The sequence below is a fragment of the Arenimonas sp. genome (assembly GCF_022842045.1).
GTDB lineage: Bacteria > Pseudomonadota > Gammaproteobacteria > Xanthomonadales > Xanthomonadaceae > Arenimonas.
This window is the reverse complement of record NZ_JALHQI010000002.1, coordinates 1-16580: the sequence shown is the minus strand read 5'-3', so window position 1 is coordinate 16580 and position 16580 is coordinate 1. Positions and strand designations below refer to the sequence as shown.

Genomic DNA, 16580 nt, shown 5'->3' with positions numbered 1-16580 from the left:
GTTCAGCGGCGGGGTGGGGCGAGGAGTTCGGCGGGGGAGAGGTGGCCGTCGCCGTCGGCGTCCTGGCGGTGGAACTGTGCCGTGAAGCGCTCGTGGTGCTCGGCGAGCGTGATCGTGGGCGCGTCCGGGATGTGCTGCTCGCCGGGTTCGAGGATGTCGTTGAGGTTCGTGTCCATCTGCCGGAACGCGAAACTCATTCGTTCCAGGAACTCGGGCAGCGAAACCCGGCCATCGCCGTCGGTGTCGACCTGCGAAAAATAGTCGTCGGCGGCTGCGACAGGCGCGGCCAGCAGCAGCGCAAGCAGGGCGAGGCTAGCCCGCATACACCGTGATCTCCTCGCGGTCGTGGTAGAGCTGCTTCGCGCGCAGCGTCAGCGGGCGGCCGGCGTGGTCGACGAAGTGCTGCAGGCAGTCGCGGGTTTCGTCCCATCGCTTCTTCATCGGCAGCTTGAGGTTGAAGATGGCGTGCTTGCACCAGCCTTCGCGGAACCAGGTGGCCATGCGGTCGGCCACCTTGCGCGGCGACTCGACCATGTCGCAGACCATCCAGTCCAGCGGCTTGGGCGGCTGCCAGCGGAAGCCGTCGGCGCGGATGTGCTCGATCACCGGCATGTCCAGCGCACTCTGCGCCATCGGACCGTTGTCGACCGAGAACACCCGCACGTGCTGGCGCGCCAGCACCCAGCTCCAGCCGCCGGGGGCCGCGCCAAGGTCGGCGGCGAACATGCCGGGCTTGATGAACTCGGCGCGCTCCTTGTCGGTCAGCAGCATCATCAGCGCTTCCTCGAGCTTGAGCGCCGAGCGGCTGGGCGCATCGGCGTGCGCGCGCAGGCGCGGCACGCCCAGCGGCCAGGGCGAGGCGTCCTTCGGGTCGGCGCTGCCGAGCATCGCGTGGTCGCCGGCGAGCATCAGCACGTGCAGGCGCGGCAGGCGCCGGTCTTCCTTCTCGGTGATCAGGCCGCGCTGGCGAAGCGCAGGGCGCAGCGCATTGCCGAGCGCGCGGGCGAGGCCGGCGAGCTGCTTGCCCTCGTCGGAGTCGGGATGCTCTACCCAGACGTCGCCGTGCCGGCCGCGGCCACCGAGCGCCTCCATGATCGGCGCGATGCGGTCCTTCGGGTCCATGCCGGGCAGGTCGGCCAGGAGCCGCAGCTTCTGGCGGGCGAAGATCAGCGTCGACCAGGGCAGTGCCTTGGCCAATCCAGCGCCGTCCTCGACGCCCAGGAACTCCACGTAGCCGGCGTTGCGCTCGGTGCGGGCATAGCCCGGGAAGCCGGCGATCGCGGCGCGTTCGCTGAGTTCGGCGGCGAGCTCGGGCTCGAAGCCCGGGCGGCAGTAGGCCAGCAGGCCGTCAGTAGACAAGTCCGGATTCCCCGTAGTCGCGCAGCACGTCGCGCGCGTGGTCGCGCATCAGGTCGGTGTGCACGGCGATGCCGCGCTTCTCCAGCTCGCCCTTCCAGTCGGCCGGCAGCGGGCCTTCGTCGAAGCCGGCGAGCGTTTGCACGTCGTCGGCCCGCGCCCCGATGAGCAGTTCGTCGATGCCGGCCCATACCAGCGCGCCATAGCACATGCTGCAGGGCTGGGCCGAGGTGGCCAGGGTGATGCGGCCGCCGGCCTGGTTCAGGCGGAAGCTCTGCATGCGCTGCTGGCTGGTGGCAAGCGCCATCACTTCGGCGTGCGCGGCCGAGCAGTTGTGCGGCACCACCCGGTTCACGCCGACGCCGACCAGCCGGCCCTCCTCGTTGAACACCGCGGCGCCGAAGGGGCCGCCGCTGCGGTGGTCGACGTTGCGGCGCGAGAGCTGGATCGCGAGCGCGATGCGGCTGTCGGCGTCGGGGTAGCGGCGCTGGGTGTCCACTTCCTCGTGGATCCAGGCCGGCAGGGTGAGGTGCAGCTGGGCGTACAGCATGTCAGCCGCCGCCCTTCGTGGCCCAGGTGTCGCGCAGGGTGACGGTGCGGTTGAACACGGGGGCGCCCGGCGCGTGGTCGCGGCGGTCGGCGGTGAAGAAGCCCAGGCGCTCGAACTGCACCGGCGCCTCGGGCGCCAGCGCCGCGGCGGACGGCTCGAGCCAGCCGCGCACGACGCGCACCGACTCGGGATTCAGGTAATCGCGGTAGGTCTTGCCGGCCTCGTCCTTGTCCGGGTCGGGCACGCTGAACAGGCGGTCGTACAGGCGCACCTCGGCGGCGACGGCGGTGGCGGCGGCGACCCAGTGGATGGTGCCCTTGACCTTGCGGTTGGCGCCTTCCATGCCGGCGCGCGATTCCGGGTCCAGTGTGCAGCGCAGTTCGACCACGGCGTCGCCGTCCTTCACCACTTCGTCGCAGCGGACGATGCCGACGCCGCGCAGGCGCACTTCGCCGCCGGGCACCAGGCGGTGGAAGCCCTTGGGCGGGACCTCCATGAAGTCCTCGCGCTCGATCCACACTTCGCGCGAGAACGGCACGTCGCGCTCGCCGAAGGCCGGGTCCTTGGGATGGTTGGAGAAGCGCAGCGATTCGGCGTGCGCTGCCGGCAGGTTGGTGATCACCAGCTTCACCGGGTCGATCACGGCCATGCGGCGCGGCGCCGCGGCGTCCATCACCTCGCGGATGCAGCCCTCGAGCACCGAGAAGTCGATCAGCGAGTTCTGCTTGCTGATGCCCACGCGGTCGGCCAGCAGGCGCAGCGCGGCCGGCGGGCAGCCGCGGCGGCGCAGGCCCTGCAGGGTCGGCATGCGCGGATCGTCCCAGCCCGAGACCAGGCCTTCGTTCACCAGCGCCAGCAGCTTGCGCTTGCTCATCACGGTGAAGTTGATGTTCAGGCGAGAGAACTCGATCTGGCGCGGCTTGGCGGCCGGCACGTCGAAGCCGGCGTCCACCAGCGGCTGGTACAGGTGCGGGTTGCGCACCAGGTCGACGTGGTCCACGCACCAGTCGTACAGCGGGCGGTGGTCTTCGAACTCGAGCGTGCACAGCGAGTGCGTGATGCCTTCCAGCGCGTCGCTCAGGCAGTGCGCGTAGTCGTACATCGGGTAGATCGGCCAGGCGTTGCCGGTGTTCTGGTGCTCGACGTGCTTGATGCGGTAGATCGCCGGGTCGCGCAGGTTGATGTTTCCGCTGGCCATGTCGATCTTGGCGCGCAGGGTGCGCGCGCCGTCGGGGAACTCGCCGGCGCGCATGCGCGTGAACAGGTCGAGGTTGTCGGCGACGCTGCGCTCGCGGAAGGGCGAATTGCGGCCCGGCTCGGTCAGCGTGCCGCGGTAGGCGCGCACCTGCTCGGCATCGAGGTCGCAGACGTAGGCCTTGCCGTCCTCGATCAGCTTGAGCGCGCTGCGGTAGAACACCTCGAAGTAGTCGGAGGCGTGGCGCAGCTCGGCCCACTCGAAGCCCAGCCAGCGCACGTCTTCCTTGATGGCCTCGACGTACTCGGGGTCTTCCTTGGCCGGGTTGGTGTCGTCGAAGCGCAGGTTCACCGGTCCGCCGAACTCGCGGCCGATGCCGAAGTTCAGGCAGATCGACTTGGCGTGGCCGATGTGGAGGTAGCCGTTGGGCTCGGGCGGGAAGCGGGTGCGGACGGCGGCATGCTTACCCGAGGCCAGGTCCTCGCGGATGATCTGGCGGATGAAGTCGTTCTTTTCCGGCGCGTTGGCGTCGGTGGGGGCAGGCGTGGCGGTCATGCGTCCGGGGAGGGCTGGCTGGGGTCGCCCAGTTTACCGGCTCGGGCGCCCCGGCGTTCCCGGGCTGAACGCGGGGGCCGGGCCGAGTATAGAATCGGGCGGGCCGGGGGGCGGCATGACCACATGGGGAGTTCCAGCTTGCGTTATCTGCCGGCGTTCCTGATCGCGAGCCTGATGGCCCTGTCGCTGTCGGCGGCGCCCGTGCGTGCCGCCGGCCCGGCGCCTGCGCTTGACCTGGCCGTGATGGAAACGCCGGTCGGCACCACCCTCGACGACATCCTCACCGGTCGGGCCCAGCCGGGCTTCACGCCGGTGCTCACGCCCGGGTTCTCGTTCCAGGCCCGGCCAGGCCGCGACATCTGGGTCCGCATCCGCACCGAACTTCCCGGGGACGGCGGCCCCAACTGGCAGCTCGCCATCGTCCGCGCGCCACTGGACCGCCTGCAGCTCAAGCTGCTGCCGGACGCCCGGGTGGTGGCCGAGGACAGCTTCTTCCGGCCCGCCGGGGAGGACAATCCCTGGCCGGCCAACTTCCTGCTGCCGCTTCCCGCCGAGCTGGCCGGCAAGAGCGAGTTCTACCTGCACCTGCAGGGCAAGGTGAATGGCGGCCTGCACCTGCGCCTGCAGGACCCCGCCACCGCCCGCGCCGCCGAAGACGAGGCGCGCCGCTTCTTCCGCCTCACCTACGGCCTGCTGCTGCTGGTGGCGGTGCTTTCGCTGGTGCGCCACGTGGAAGACAGCCGGTCCGGCGCGCCGGCGGTCGGCGGCGCGGCGCTGGGCATCTGGCTGGCCTGCCTGGGCATCAACGGCCACCTGTACTCGCTGCCGGAGCTGTCGCTGCTGGCGGATCGCGGCGCGACGGTGCCGCAGGGCCTGCTGCTGCTTTGCGCGGGTCCGATGGTGCTGGCGACGCGCTACTACAGTGGCCTGGCCAAGGCCGCGCCCGGCCTGGTGCCCTGGGCGCGCGGACTCGGTTGGAGCCTGGTGCTGCTGGCGCTCTGGGCCATGCTGGGCGGGGTGCTGACGCCGCTGATGACGCAGTGGCTGGCCTGGATCGGCAGCGGCGTGGCGCTGGCGGCCTGCCTGCTGATGCTGCTGCTCGATTCGCGCAGCTACCGTTGGGCACCGCTGCTGACGCTGCTGGCCGCGGCGGTCGCGGTGGTGCTGCGCGTGCTGGCGGATGCCCAGGTGCTGCCGCCCACCTTGTTCAACCTCTACGGCTGGCAGCCCATGCTGGCCGTCACCGTCGCGCTCTACCTGGCCTTGCCCTGGATACGCGCCGGGCTGAAGCGCTGGTCGATGCGAAAGCGGGCCGAGGTGCCGGAGCCGACGGCCGCCGAGAAAATCCAGCAGGCCCGCGAACGCCTGGTGGAAAGCCTGCAGGCCGGCCTGAAGTCGGCGGCCGACGGCGACCTGAAGTGGATCGCGTTCCGGCGCCTGCTCGATGGCCTCAAGCCGGTGCTGACCCAGACGTCGGCGGCGGTGGTGGCGATGCACTTCCACGGCGAGGACATGATCCAGGTCGAGCCGCCCGAGGCCGAGGGCCGCTACCGCGAGCTGCTGGCCCAGCGCACGACCCTGCTCAAGAACCTCAGCCGCCTGCGCGCGCCGCAGCAGCTGGGCATCGATTTCGACGGGCCGGCCGGTCCGCTCGAACAGGTGCAGCTGGCGGTGATCCCGCTCCCGATTCCGAAACCCGGCTGGGGCGCGCTGCTGATCGAGCGCCAGGCCGACGTCACCTACAGCGACGCCGAACTGGCGCTGTGCGCGGAGTTCGCGGCGATGGCGATCATGGCCGGCGAAGAGGCCGCCGGCGCCGTGAAGGCGCAAAAGTCGGCCGATACCGACCCCGCCACCGGCGTGCTCCGGGTCGAGGCCCTGCGCCAGCGCCTGGACAAGCACATGGAAACCGCGCGCCTGACGCAGGTGCCGCTGAGCCTGCTCTGCATCCAGCTCGACCAGGCCGCGGCGCTGCGCGAAGGCAGCGGCGAAGCGGGCGCTACCGCCGGCCTGCGCCCGGTGGCCGAGCTGCTGCTGGAAGAGATCGAATACGGCGACGTGATCGGTCGCTCCGGCCCCGAGGGTTTCCTGGTGCTGGCGCCCGGCCGCCGCCTGCTGCAGGCGCGCGAGTACGCCGAGCGCCTGCGGGCCGCCATCAGCCGGGTGCGCATCGACCCACGCATCGCACCCAGCCTCAGCGTCAGCGTCGGCGTCGCCCAGGCCGGTCCCGACGAGCGCGACCCCGCCGGCATCGTCGAGCGCGCGGCCCGCGCCGCCCAGATCGCCAACAAGAACGGCGGCAACCAGATCTTCAGCTGAGGCCATCGATGTCCACCACGCTCGTGATCGGCAACAAGAACTACTCGTCCTGGTCGCTGCGGCCCTGGCTGCTGCTGCGCCACGCCGGCGTGTCCTTCGACGAGGTGCGGCTGCCGCTGGATACGCCCGAGTTCCGCGACCAGGTCGGGCGCTGGTCGCCCACCCGGCGGGTGCCGGTGCTGCACGACGGCGACCTGGCGGTCTGGGATTCGCTGGCGATCTGCGAATACGCCAACGAGCGCTGGCTGGCCGGCGAAGGCTGGCCGGCCGGGGTCGCGGCGCGGGCCGTCGCGCGCAGCGCCGCGGCGGAAATGCATTCGGGCTTCGGCGCGCTGCGCGCCCAGCTGCCGATGAACCTGCGCCGCCAGCCGCGCGGCAAGCACTGGGACGCCGACGCCGATCGCGACATCGCCCGCGTGCAGGGGCTGTGGCGCGAGCTGCGCAGCCGGTTCGGCGCGGGCGGGCCGTTCCTGTGCGGTCGGTTCGGCATCGTCGATGCGATGTTCGCGCCGGTCTGCGTCCGCTTCCGCGGCTACGGCGTCGAGGTGGACGACACCGCGCGCGCGTTCATGGACGCCGTCTTCGCGCTGCCGGCGATGCGCGAGTGGGAAGCCGCGGGCCTGGCCGAGACCGAACGCGTGGGCGCGGACGAGGCCTGAGCCGGTGGCGCCGTTCGCGTCGCTGGTCCGGGAGATCGCCGATTTCCCCAAGCCGGGCATCCGCTTCAAGGACATCAGCCCGCTGCGGGTGGCCACGCTGCGCTACTGAGTCAGTACGACGCCAGAGCGCACACGTAAACCACTTCGCAGCCGCCATTGCCGCTGTCCTCGCGGCTGAGCGAGCTGCGCCAGGTCCAGCCATCGGCGCCGCGCACTTCCACCAGCCAGCCGCGCAGCCGCACGGTCTGGCCCGGCCGCACCCGCGACAGCGCTTCGGCGACGCCGGCATCCGCGGGGATCATGTGCATGTTGGCGCTGCTGGCGATGATCTCGTCCAGCGGCAGCGGCGGGCCTTCGCTGCCCCAGCGGTAGAAGTACCAGCGTCCCGACTGCGAGATCCGCAGCGGCTCGTAGAACTCCTCGCGCGCCATCCGGCCCCAGCCGAGCGCCAGGTCGGTGGGCGAGATGGCGGCGTTGCGGTCGAAGCGATAATCCTCGCGGGCCAGCACCCTGGCTTCGATCGCGAAGCCGGCGAGCGGGGTGACCTCGTGGTCGGCCAGCCTGAACGGCGGCATCGCCGGCGAGGCGGGCGTCTGCAGCGGCACGCGGATGTCCACGTTGCCCTCCGGCGGCACGCAGCGCACCGCGGCGCCTTCGCGCATGGCCGGTGGCGCGTAATCGTCGCGCGTGGTGGCCCACAGCAGCGCCGCCAGCGACGAGGCGAGCAGGATCCAGAGCCAGCGCGGCATCAGTCGAAATCCTCGGCCAGGGCTTCGCGCGTGATCGCGTCCAGCGTGGTTTCGACCGGCAGGCGGTCGTCGGCGATGCCGAAGGCGAGGGCATCGCCGGCCCGGATCGCGGCGATCGCGGCCGGCGTGAACTCGAAGCGCAAGAAGTGCACGGCCGAGGTCTTGCCGCCGTCGCTGCGCGGCAGGTCCTCGTCGGCGACCGCGAACACCGGCGCCCGCGCGCCGACCCGGGCGTAGACGCGGTGCTCGACGCCGCCCAGCGCGCCCAGCGCCTCCCGGCGCGCAACGGTATCGGCGAAGGCGAACATCAGCGTCGCCTTGAGGTTGCCGCCGTCGGGCACCAGCGGGTTGTAGGCGGCGAGCTCCGCGTCGATGTCGCCGGCGTCGGACAGCCGTTCGACCCGCAGCATCTCCTGCACCTGGTAGAGCACCGTCAGCCGGTCTTCGAACAGCAGCGTGGCGTGCTCGCCCAGTGCGACGCGGCGCCGCTGCTTGTGCGCGGCCAGGCGTGCGCGCAGCCCCGGGCGCACCGCCGCATACGCCTCGGGCGACAGCAGGCCGGCGCGCGTGAGCTTCTGCATCGGGAGGCTCAGGGCGTGGCCTGCGCCGCCAGCTCGTCGAGCGCTTTCTGGAAGCGGTTGGCGTGCGAGCGTTCGGCCTTGGCCAGGGTCTCGAACCAGTCGGCGATCTCGTCGAAGCCCTCCTCGCGCGCGGTACGGGCCATGCCCGGGTACATGTCGGCGTATTCGTGGGTTTCGCCCGCGATCGCAGAGCGCAGGTTGTCGAGCGTGCCGCCGAAGGGCAGGCCGGTGGCGGGGTCGCTGCAGGACTCGAGGTATTCGAGGTGGCCGTGGGCGTGGCCGGTCTCGCCCTCGGCGGTGGAGCGGAACACCGACGCCACGTCGGTGAACCCTTCGACGTCGGCCTTCTGCGCGAAGTAGAGGTATCGGCGGTTGGCCTCGGCCTCGCGGGTGAAGGCCAGCTTGAGGTTTTCCTCGGTGCGGGAACCCTTGGGCGTCATCGTGTCACCTGTTCGCGGGGCCGCGGCGGGGCCCGGAGGCCCCGACTATTGCCGTGCCGGGTCAGCGATGCAAGACGCTGGCCGATTCCGGCGCGGCAGCCACTTCGGTCACCCGCAACCGCAGCGCCCGGCCACCCGGCGCCTGCCAGTCGATCACCTGGCCCACCGACAGCCCGAGCAGGGCGCTGCCCACCGGTGCCAGCACCGAAACGCGGCCGGTGGTCACGTCGGCGTCCTGCGGGTAGACCAGGGTGAAGTGGTGGCGTTCGCCGCTGACTTCGTCCACGCAGGTGACGCTGGCGTTCATGGTCACCACGTCGCCCGGCACCTGCTCGGCCGGCAGCACCTTGGCGCGCTCGAGTTCGGCGCCCAGCGACTGCGCCGCGGGCAGGCGGCGCAGGGCCGGCGAATCCAACAGCTGCTCGAGGCGGGCAAGGTCACGGCTTCCGAGCGTGATCGGGGGCAGGATGGGCTGCGGTTGCATGGTGTCCTCCAAAAAAGGAAACGGGCGGCGCGCTTGGCGCACCGCCCGGGGATTCACGAATTGTGGAGCTACCGTAGCCCGCGCGGCGGTGGGGTTCAAGCCCCGGCGCGGCGCTTGCCGCGCGCGGCGGCGCTGGTTTGCTTCGGTGGGTCGAGCAGGCCTGGCGGCAGGTCGCGCAACACGTCGGCCAGCTGGTGCAGGAAGCCGCCCATCGCCGAACTCTTGCGCCATGCCAGCGCGAGCCGGCGGGTCGGCGGCGGATTGCCGAATTCGAGCAGGCGGATGTTTTCCGACGGGGACACCGGCGGCTTCACCGCGAGCATCGGCAGCAGCGTCACGCCGACGCCGGCGGCGACCATCTGGCGCAGGGTCTCGAGGCTGGTGGCGCGGAAGCCTTCCTTCTCGCCGGCGCCTGCCAGGCTGCATACGGCCAGCGCCTGGTCGCGCAGGCAGTGGCCCTCCTCGAGCAGCAACAGGTGCTGGTCGCTGAGTTCGGCCAGGCGCAGGTTGCGCTGGCCGGCGAGCGGGTGGCCCTCCGGTACCGCCAGCATGAAGGGCTCTTCGAACAGGAACTCGGTCTCCAGCCAGTCGTCGTGCAGCGGCAGCGCCAGCACGGCGGCGTCAAGCTTGCCGTCGCGCAGCAGGTGCAGCACGACTTCGGTCTTTTCCTCGACCAGCAGCAGCTCCAGGCGCGGGAAGCGAGCGCGGATGCGCGGCACCACGTGCGGCAGCAGGTAGGGCCCGAGCGTGGGGAAGAAGCCGATGCGCACGCTGCCGGCTTCCGGGTCGCTGGTGCGGCGCGCGGTTTCGCGCATCTGCTCGACTTCCGCCAGCACGCGGCGGGCGCGGGCGGCGATGTCGTGCCCGGCCGGCGTCAGCATCACGTGGCGGGGGGCGCGTTCGACCAGGGACACGCCCAGCTCGTCCTCGAGCTTCTTGATCTGGGTGGACAGGGTGGGCTGGCTGACGTGGCAGGCATCGGCCGCGCGCCCGAAATGCCGCAGTTCCGCCAGGGCTACCAGGTACCGCAGGTCGCGAAGGTTCATCGGGATTGCCGCTGCCTATGGATGCTGGGCCAGTAATGCGCCTTGGAAATCGGTTTGTCGAGCCGCAAATAGACTATGGCTATCAAAGCGATAGAATCAATCTAGTTTGCACATTGATAGGTTTTGTCTACCATTCACGCAAGTTTCGATTCAGTCTCCCAAACCAAGGAACCCCCATGTCCCTGATCAATACCGAAGTGAAGCCGTTCAAGGCCCAGGCCTTCCACAACGGCAAGTTCGTCGAAGTGACCCAGGCCAGCCTGAAGGGCAAGTGGTCCGTGCTGATCTTCATGCCGGCCGCCTTCACCTTCAACTGCCCGACCGAGGTCGAGGACGCGGCCGAGAACTACGGCGAGTTCCAGGCCTCGGGCGCCGAGGTCTACATCGTCACCACCGACACCCATTTCTCGCACAAGGTCTGGCACGAGACCTCGCCGGCCGTGGGCAAGGCGAAGTTCCCGCTGGTCGGCGACCCGACCCACCAGCTCACCCGCGCCTTCGACGTGCACATCGAGGAGGAGGGCCTGGCCCTGCGCGGCACCTTCATCATCAACCCGGAGGGCGTGATCAAGACCGCCGAGGTCCACGACAACGCCATCGCCCGCGACGTCACCGAGACCCTGCGCAAGCTCAAGGCCGCGCAGTTCATCGCCGCCAACCCCGGCCAGGTCTGCCCGGCGAAGTGGAAGGAAGGCCAGAAGACGCTCGCCCCGTCGCTGGACCTGGTCGGCAAGATCTGAGCGAAGCCGACGCGTTGTTCCGCGGCCCCCGGGAGATCCCGGGGGCCGTTTCCCCCGAGGTTGCTTTCGCGCACTGCCCGGCGCGGCCTGGCGGCGCGCGAAAGCCCCCACTTCCCGGAGTCATGCCATGCTCGACGCCACCCTGAAGACGCAGCTTTCCGCCTACCTCGAGAAGCTGCAGCTGCCGATCGAACTGCGCGCCTCGCTCGACGACGGCGACGCTTCGCGCGAGCTGCAGGCGCTGCTCGAGGAAATTGCTTCGCTTTCCGACAAGATCCGCTTTGCGCGCACCGACGACGACGCCCGCCGTCCGTCGTTCGAGATCGCGCGCACCGGCACCAACACCGCGGTGCGCTTCGCCGGCATCCCGATGGGCCATGAGTTCACGTCGCTGGTGCTGGCCCTGCTGCAGGTCGGCGGCCATCCCTCGCGCGAATCGCAGGACCTGCTGGCGCAGATCGCCGCGCTCGAGGGCGAGTACCGTTTCGAGAGCTATTTCTCGCAGTCCTGCCAGAACTGCCCCGACGTGGTGCAGGCGCTCAACCTGATGGCGGTGCTGAACCCGGGCATCACCCACGTCGCGATCGACGGCTCGCTGTTCCAGGACGAGGTCGAGGCGCGCCAGGTGATGGCCGTGCCCTCGGTCTACCTCAACGGCGAGGTGTTCGGCGCCGGCCGCATGGGCCTGGCCGAGATCGTCGGCAAGCTCGACACCGGCGCCGCCGCCCGCGAGGCGCGCATTCTCGACGAGAAGGCGCCGTTCGACGTCCTGGTGGTCGGTGGCGGCCCTGCCGGCGCCGCCGCGGCCATCTACGCCGCGCGCAAGGGCATCCGCACTGGCGTCGCGGCCGAGCGCTTCGGCGGCCAGGTGCTGGACACGATGGGCATCGAGAACCTGATCTCGGTCGCCGAGACCGAGGGCCCGAAGCTCGCCGCCGCGCTGGAGCAGAACGTGCGCGCCAACGACGTCGACGTGATGAACGGGCAGCGCGCGGCGAAGCTGCTGCCTGCGGGCGACGACGGCTTGATCCGCGTCGAGCTCGCTAGCGGCGCCGTGCTCAGGTCGCGCACCGTGGTGCTGGGTACCGGCGCCCGCTGGCGCCAGATGGGCGTGCCCGGCGAGGACCAGTACCGGAACAAGGGCGTGGCCTACTGCCCGCACTGCGACGGCCCGCTGTTCAAGGGCAAGCGCGTTGCGGTGATCGGCGGCGGCAACTCCGGCGTCGAGGCGGCGATCGACCTGGCCGGCATCGTGGCCCACGTCACCCTGGTCGAGTTCGACTCGAAGCTGCGCGCCGACGAGGTGCTGCAGCGCAAGCTGCGCAGCCTGGCCAACGTCACCGTGCTGGTGAACGCGCAGACCACCGAGGTGCTGGGCGACGGCGGCAAGGTCAACGGCCTGGCCTGGCGCGACCGCCTGCTGGGCAGCGAGCACCGCCTCGAGCTCGAGGGCATCTTCGTGCAGATCGGCCTGCTGCCGAACACCGAGTGGCTCAAGGGCACGGTCGAACTCAGCGCCCGCGGCGAGATCGTCATCGACGAGCGCGGCCAGACCTCGATGCCCGGCGTGTTCGCGGCCGGCGATGCCACCACGGTGCCGTACAAGCAGATCGTGGTCGCGATGGGCGCCGGCTCCACCGCCGCGCTCGGCGCCTTCGACCACCTGATCCGCGCGCCGCTGAAGGCCGTCGGCGGCACGCTGTCCGCCGCGGCCTGAGCCCCGCATTCGTGCCGGCCCCGTGGCCGGCGCTATGATGGCGCGGTCCCGAGAGGATCGCGCCCATGCCCCCCGCCCAAACACCCACGCCAGCCGAGGTCGAGAAGCTGTTCGCGGCCGTGCCCGAGCGCAACACCGGCGACACCCTGCTGCGCACGATGCAGATGCACCACGTGCAGCTGTCGGCCATGGCCGACACCAAGGCCAACATCATCATCACCATGTCCTCGATCGTGCTCACGCTGGTGCTGGGTCGCCTGAGCGATCCGGTGCTGCGCACCGCCTCGTTGACGCTGGCCGCCTTCACCCTGCTGGCGCTGCTGCTGGCCGTGCTGGCGGTGCTGCCCAAGTACCGGCCGCTGAGGCTGGTGGACGACAAGATCCCGCCGCAGTTCAACCTGCTGTTCTTCGGCCACTTCGCCGAGCTGCCGCGCGAGCGCTTCCTGGCCGAGATCGCCGGCGCGCTGAAGTCGGACGGCTCGGTGTACGAGACCATGGCGCGCGATACCTACGCGCTGGGTTGGTACCTGGCGCACCACAAGTATCGGTACTTGCGGCTTTCCTACATTTTCTTCCTCGCCGGGTTCCTGCTGGCCTGCGTGGTCCAGGTCGCCAGCCTGCTGGCGGGCTGAGGTGACGACGCTCGCCAACGCCATCCGCGACGCCGCGTCGCGACTGCCCGGCGACGCCGCGCGGCTCGAAGCCGAGCTGCTGCTGGCGCACGCGATGCAGCGCCCGCGCAGTTGGTTCTACGCGCACGCCAGCGACGTGCTGGATGCGGCCGATGCGGAGGCGTTCGAGGCGCTGGTGAAACGCCGCCTGCACGGCGAACCGGTGGCGCAGATCACCGGCCAGCGCGGCTTCTGGTCGCTCGAACTCACCGTCACCGCCGACACCCTGATCCCGCGCCCGGAAACCGAGCTGCTGGTCGAGCTGGCCCTGGACCGGATGCCGCGCTCGGAGCCGATGCGCGTGCTCGACCTGGGCACCGGCACCGGCGCGATCGCGCTGGCCATCGCCAGCGAGCGCCCGCTGGCCGACGTCACCGCCACCGATGCCAGCGCCGACGCGCTGGCCGTGGCCGCGGGCAATGCGCGCGATGCCGGGCTGCCGGTGCGCCTGCTGCCGGGCGACTGGTTCGCCGCCGTGCCGCGCGAGCAGTTCGACCTGGTGCTGAGCAACCCGCCCTACATCGCCGACGACGACCCGCACCTGCAGCAGGGCGACCTGCGCTTCGAGCCGCGCGCCGCGCTGGCCTCGGGTGCCGACGGCCTGGACGCCATCCGCGCGATCTGCGCCGGCACGCCCGCGCACCTGGCGCCGGGCGGGTGGCTGCTGGTCGAACACGGGTTCGAACAGGGCGCGGCCGTGCGCGCCTTGTTCCGTGCGGCGGGGCTGGAGCAGGTGGCGACCGAGCGCGACCTCGAGCACCGCGACCGCGTCACGCTCGGCCGCAGGCCGCGCGACGCCGGTTGATCAGCCGGCCTGTACCCGCGGCGCCGCCGCGGCGAGGGCGGGCCAGCGCGCGAGCAGCGTGGCGCGGATGCCCTCGGCGTCCAGGCCGGCCTCGGCCAGCAGCTGTTCGCGGCTGGCGTGCTCCTGGTAGCGGTCCGGCAGGCCCAGGTGCAGAACGGGCAAAGTGATGCCCTCGTTGGCCAGCAGCTCGGCCACGCCGCTGCCGGCGCCGCCCATGATGGCGTTGTCCTCGAGCGTCACGATGGCTTCGTGGCTGCGCGCGAGTTCGAGCACCAGGGTGCGGTCGAGCGGCTTGACGAAGCGCATGTTGGCGACGGTGAGGCCCAGTTCCTTGCCGACTTTCTCGGCCGGGGCGACCAGCGCGCCGAAGGCGAGCAGCGCGATGCGGCCGCCGCGCTGGCGCAGTTCGGCCTTGCCGATCGGCAGCCCATCGAGCGTGGGCTGAACGGCCACGCCCGGGCCGGTGCCGCGCGGGTAGCGCACCGCGGCCGGGCCGGGGTGGCGGTAGCCGGTGCTGAGCATCTGCCGGCACTCGTTCTCGTCCGCCGGTGCCATCAAGACCATGTTGGGGATGCAGCGCAGGAAGCTGAGGTCGAAGCTGCCGGCATGGGTGGCGCCGTCCGGTCCGACCACGCCGCCGCGATCGATCGCGAACAGCACGTCCAGGCCCTGCAGCGCCACGTCGTGCACCAGCTGGTCGTATCCGCGCTGCAGGAAGGTGGAATAGATCGCCACCACGGGCTTGGCGCCTTCGCAGGCCATGCCCGCGGCCAGCGTCACCGCGTGCTGCTCGGCGATGGCGACGTCAAAGTAGCGCGCCGGGTATTCCTTGCTGAAGCGCACCAGGCCCGAGCCTTCGCGCATCGCCGGGGTGATGCCCATCAGCGACTCATCCGCCGCGGCCATGTCGCAAAGCCAGTCGCCGAACACCTGGGTGTAGGTGGGCTTGGCCGGCGCCGCCTTCTTGACGATGCCAACGGTCGGGTCGAAGGGGCCGACCGCGTGGTATTCGATCTGGTCGCCTTCGGCGAGTTCGTAGCCCTTGCCCTTCGTGGTGATGACGTGGATCAGCTGCGGCCCCTTGAGGCCCTTGAGCGTCTTGAGCGCGGACACCATCGCCGGGATGTCGTGGCCATCGATCGGGCCGGTGTAGTGGAAGCCCATTTCCTCGAACAGCGTCGAGGGCACGAACATGCCCTTCCAGTGCTCTTCCCAGCGGCGCATGAAGCGCGCGGCCGGGCGGCGCTTGTCGCCGAGCAGCTTCTTGCCGCTCTCGCGGATCGCATTCAGCGTGCGGCTGCCCGAGAGGCGTCCAAGCATGCGGGTCAGGCCACCCACGTTCTCGGAGATCGACATGCGGTTGTCGTTGAGCACCACCAGCAGGTTCGGCTCCGGGTCCATGCCGCCGCCGTGGTTGAGCGCCTCGAAGGCCATGCCGGCGGTCATCGCACCGTCGCCGATCACGGCGACCACCTTGCGCTCGTCGCCGCGGGCCTGCAGCGCGATCGCCATGCCGAGCGCGGCGGAAACGGAGGTGGAGCTGTGGCCGACGCCGAAGGTGTCGTATTCGCTTTCCTCGCGGCGCGGGAACGGTGCCACGCCGTCCTTCTGCTTCACGGTGTGGATGCTGTCGCGGCGGCCGGTGAGGATCTTGTGCGGGTAGCACTGGTGGCCGACGTCCCAGACCAGGCGGTCCACCGGCGTGTCGAACAGGTAGTGCAGGGCGACGGTCAGCTCGATCACGCCGAGGCCGGCGCCGAAATGGCCGCCCGACTGGGACACGGTCTCGATCAGGTAGGCGCGCAGCTCGTCGGCGATCGCGGGCAGTTCGGCTTCGGGGAACTGGCGCAGGTCGGCCGGGTGCGTGATCTTCGAAAGGCGCGGGTAGCGCTGGGAGTCCATCAGGGCTCGGGCGTGGGAGTCAGGCGCAAATTGTCCGGCACCCGCCCCGGGGGAGCAAGGCGAAGGCGCGGCCCGCGTTCAGGCTGGCGGCTTTCGAGGGTATGGAGAGCGAGGGCCGGTCTCGCGACCGGCCCCGGGGCATCAGCGGCGGAAACGGCCCAGCAGGCCGCCCTTCGCGGCATCGGTGGCCGGCGGCGGGCCGCTTTCCGGCTCCGCCACGCCGGTGGCGAGGCAGGCGTTGACGTAGTCGATGACCTCGGCCAGCGTCACGCCGCTTTGCTCGGCGATGTCGGTGAGCAGGGCGGGGCCCTTCATCATCACCGTGGCGATGCGGAAGTGCTTGGGGAACTCGCGTTCGGTCTGCGGCCAGCGCAGCAGCTTGTACTTCTCGTTCGGGCCGAAGCCCGGGGCGAGCGCGCCGTTGCCGCCGCTGAGCGCGCACAGCCAGGCCAGGCGCGACCAGGGCTGGCTGCCGCCGAGGGCGGTGGCCAGCGCCGGCAGGTCGGCGGCGGGCACCGGCACCAGGTCGGCTTCGCGGATCACGGCGCTGCAGTAGGGCAGCAGCGGCTTGAGCGCCGAACCCGACAGGTAGGTCTGGGTGCCGGGATCGAGCACCAGGTCCGGCGCACCCGTGAGCTGGAGCCGCACCGGCCCGGACAGGGCGCCCGGCCGAAGGTAGTCCACGAGGCGCGGATCGGCCGGCGGCGGGACGAAGGCGGGCTGCTCGGACGTCACCCGTGCGGCGGGCGGGGTGGCTTCACTGGCGGCGGGCTTCGGCGCGGGCGACGCGGGGGCCGGCGTCGCGGCCGGT

17 protein-coding genes are annotated in these 16580 nt (G+C 71.0%); 6 read left to right on the top strand and 11 right to left on the bottom strand.

Features of this window, described 5'->3' with window-relative positions:
* Positions 1–2: 2 nt before the first annotated feature.
* From Q0C12_RS00890 to Q0C12_RS00875, 4 genes are read right to left on the bottom strand one after another with little or no spacing between them, the layout of a single operon-like run.
* On the bottom strand, positions 3–323 hold the full coding sequence (locus tag Q0C12_RS00890) for a calcium-dependent protein kinase 21 (protein WP_290884882.1): 321 nt from the start codon (positions 321–323) through the stop codon (positions 3–5).
* Complete coding sequence (gene rlmM / locus Q0C12_RS00885; RefSeq protein ID WP_290884879.1) at positions 313–1359, bottom strand: 23S rRNA (cytidine(2498)-2'-O)-methyltransferase RlmM; 1047 nt, start codon at positions 1357–1359, stop codon at positions 313–315. Before rlmM ends, Q0C12_RS00890 begins: the two co-directional genes overlap by 11 nt.
* Positions 1349–1906 carry a nucleoside deaminase gene (locus Q0C12_RS00880; RefSeq protein WP_290884876.1) on the bottom strand — a complete coding sequence of 186 codons (558 nt, stop codon included), beginning with the start codon at positions 1904–1906 and terminating at the stop codon, positions 1349–1351. Before Q0C12_RS00880 ends, rlmM begins: the two co-directional genes overlap by 11 nt.
* A gap of 1 nt (position 1907) precedes the next feature.
* Positions 1908–3656: a glutamine--tRNA ligase/YqeY domain fusion protein gene (locus Q0C12_RS00875; protein ID WP_290884873.1), complete on the bottom strand. Its 1749-nt coding sequence runs from the start codon at positions 3654–3656 to the stop codon at positions 1908–1910.
* A gap of 138 nt (positions 3657–3794) precedes the next feature.
* On the opposite strand from Q0C12_RS00875, the gene Q0C12_RS00870 reads away from it, so the two are divergent.
* Positions 3795–5975, top strand: a complete 2181-nt coding sequence (locus Q0C12_RS00870; RefSeq protein WP_290884869.1) for a diguanylate cyclase — start codon at positions 3795–3797, stop codon at positions 5973–5975.
* Positions 5976–5983: 8 nt separating this feature from the next.
* Positions 5984–6634: a glutathione S-transferase family protein gene (locus Q0C12_RS00865; protein WP_290884866.1), complete on the top strand. Its 651-nt coding sequence runs from the start codon at positions 5984–5986 to the stop codon at positions 6632–6634.
* A gap of 110 nt (positions 6635–6744) precedes the next feature.
* Here Q0C12_RS00865 and Q0C12_RS00860 read toward each other — a convergent pair whose 3' ends face one another.
* The 5 genes from Q0C12_RS00860 to oxyR all read right to left on the bottom strand — a co-directional run bounded on the left by Q0C12_RS00860 (position 6745) and on the right by oxyR (position 9934).
* Positions 6745–7383 (bottom strand): hypothetical protein, encoded by a 639-nt coding sequence (locus Q0C12_RS00860; protein WP_290884863.1) that lies wholly within the window; start codon positions 7381–7383, stop codon positions 6745–6747.
* Positions 7383–7964: a DUF3501 family protein gene (locus Q0C12_RS00855; protein WP_290884860.1), complete on the bottom strand. Its 582-nt coding sequence runs from the start codon at positions 7962–7964 to the stop codon at positions 7383–7385. Before Q0C12_RS00855 ends, Q0C12_RS00860 begins: the two co-directional genes overlap by 1 nt.
* 8 nt (positions 7965–7972) lie before the next feature.
* The gene (locus Q0C12_RS00850) at positions 7973–8404 is read right to left on the bottom strand and encodes a rubrerythrin family protein (RefSeq protein WP_290884857.1); all 432 of its coding nucleotides are present in this window, start codon (positions 8402–8404) and stop codon (positions 7973–7975) included.
* A gap of 61 nt (positions 8405–8465) precedes the next feature.
* On the bottom strand, positions 8466–8888 hold the full coding sequence (gene rnk, locus Q0C12_RS00845) for a nucleoside diphosphate kinase regulator (RefSeq protein ID WP_290884855.1): 423 nt from the start codon (positions 8886–8888) through the stop codon (positions 8466–8468).
* A gap of 95 nt (positions 8889–8983) precedes the next feature.
* Positions 8984–9934: a DNA-binding transcriptional regulator OxyR gene (gene oxyR, locus Q0C12_RS00840; protein WP_290884852.1), complete on the bottom strand. Its 951-nt coding sequence runs from the start codon at positions 9932–9934 to the stop codon at positions 8984–8986.
* Between the two features lie 176 nt (positions 9935–10110).
* On the opposite strand from oxyR, the gene ahpC reads away from it, so the two are divergent.
* The 4 genes from ahpC to prmC all read left to right on the top strand — a co-directional run bounded on the left by ahpC (position 10111) and on the right by prmC (position 13867).
* Complete coding sequence (gene ahpC / locus Q0C12_RS00835; RefSeq protein ID WP_290884849.1) at positions 10111–10674, top strand: alkyl hydroperoxide reductase subunit C; 564 nt, start codon at positions 10111–10113, stop codon at positions 10672–10674.
* 127 nt (positions 10675–10801) lie between these two features.
* A complete protein-coding gene (ahpF, locus tag Q0C12_RS00830; protein ID WP_290884846.1) occupies positions 10802–12391 on the top strand; it encodes an alkyl hydroperoxide reductase subunit F in 1590 nt (529 codons plus the stop codon).
* A 65-nt stretch (positions 12392–12456) separates the two neighbouring features.
* The gene (locus Q0C12_RS00825) at positions 12457–13023 is read left to right on the top strand and encodes a Pycsar system effector family protein (protein WP_290884843.1); all 567 of its coding nucleotides are present in this window, start codon (positions 12457–12459) and stop codon (positions 13021–13023) included.
* A gap of 1 nt (position 13024) precedes the next feature.
* Complete coding sequence (gene prmC / locus Q0C12_RS00820; RefSeq protein WP_290884840.1) at positions 13025–13867, top strand: peptide chain release factor N(5)-glutamine methyltransferase; 843 nt, start codon at positions 13025–13027, stop codon at positions 13865–13867.
* Here prmC and dxs read toward each other — a convergent pair whose 3' ends face one another.
* On the bottom strand, positions 13868–15772 hold the full coding sequence (dxs, locus tag Q0C12_RS00815; RefSeq protein WP_290885121.1) for a 1-deoxy-D-xylulose-5-phosphate synthase: 1905 nt from the start codon (positions 15770–15772) through the stop codon (positions 13868–13870).
* 138 nt (positions 15773–15910) lie between these two features.
* Positions 15911–16580, bottom strand: a 670-nt coding sequence (locus tag Q0C12_RS00810) for a hypothetical protein (protein ID WP_290884837.1), incomplete at its 5' end; no start/stop codon positions are given.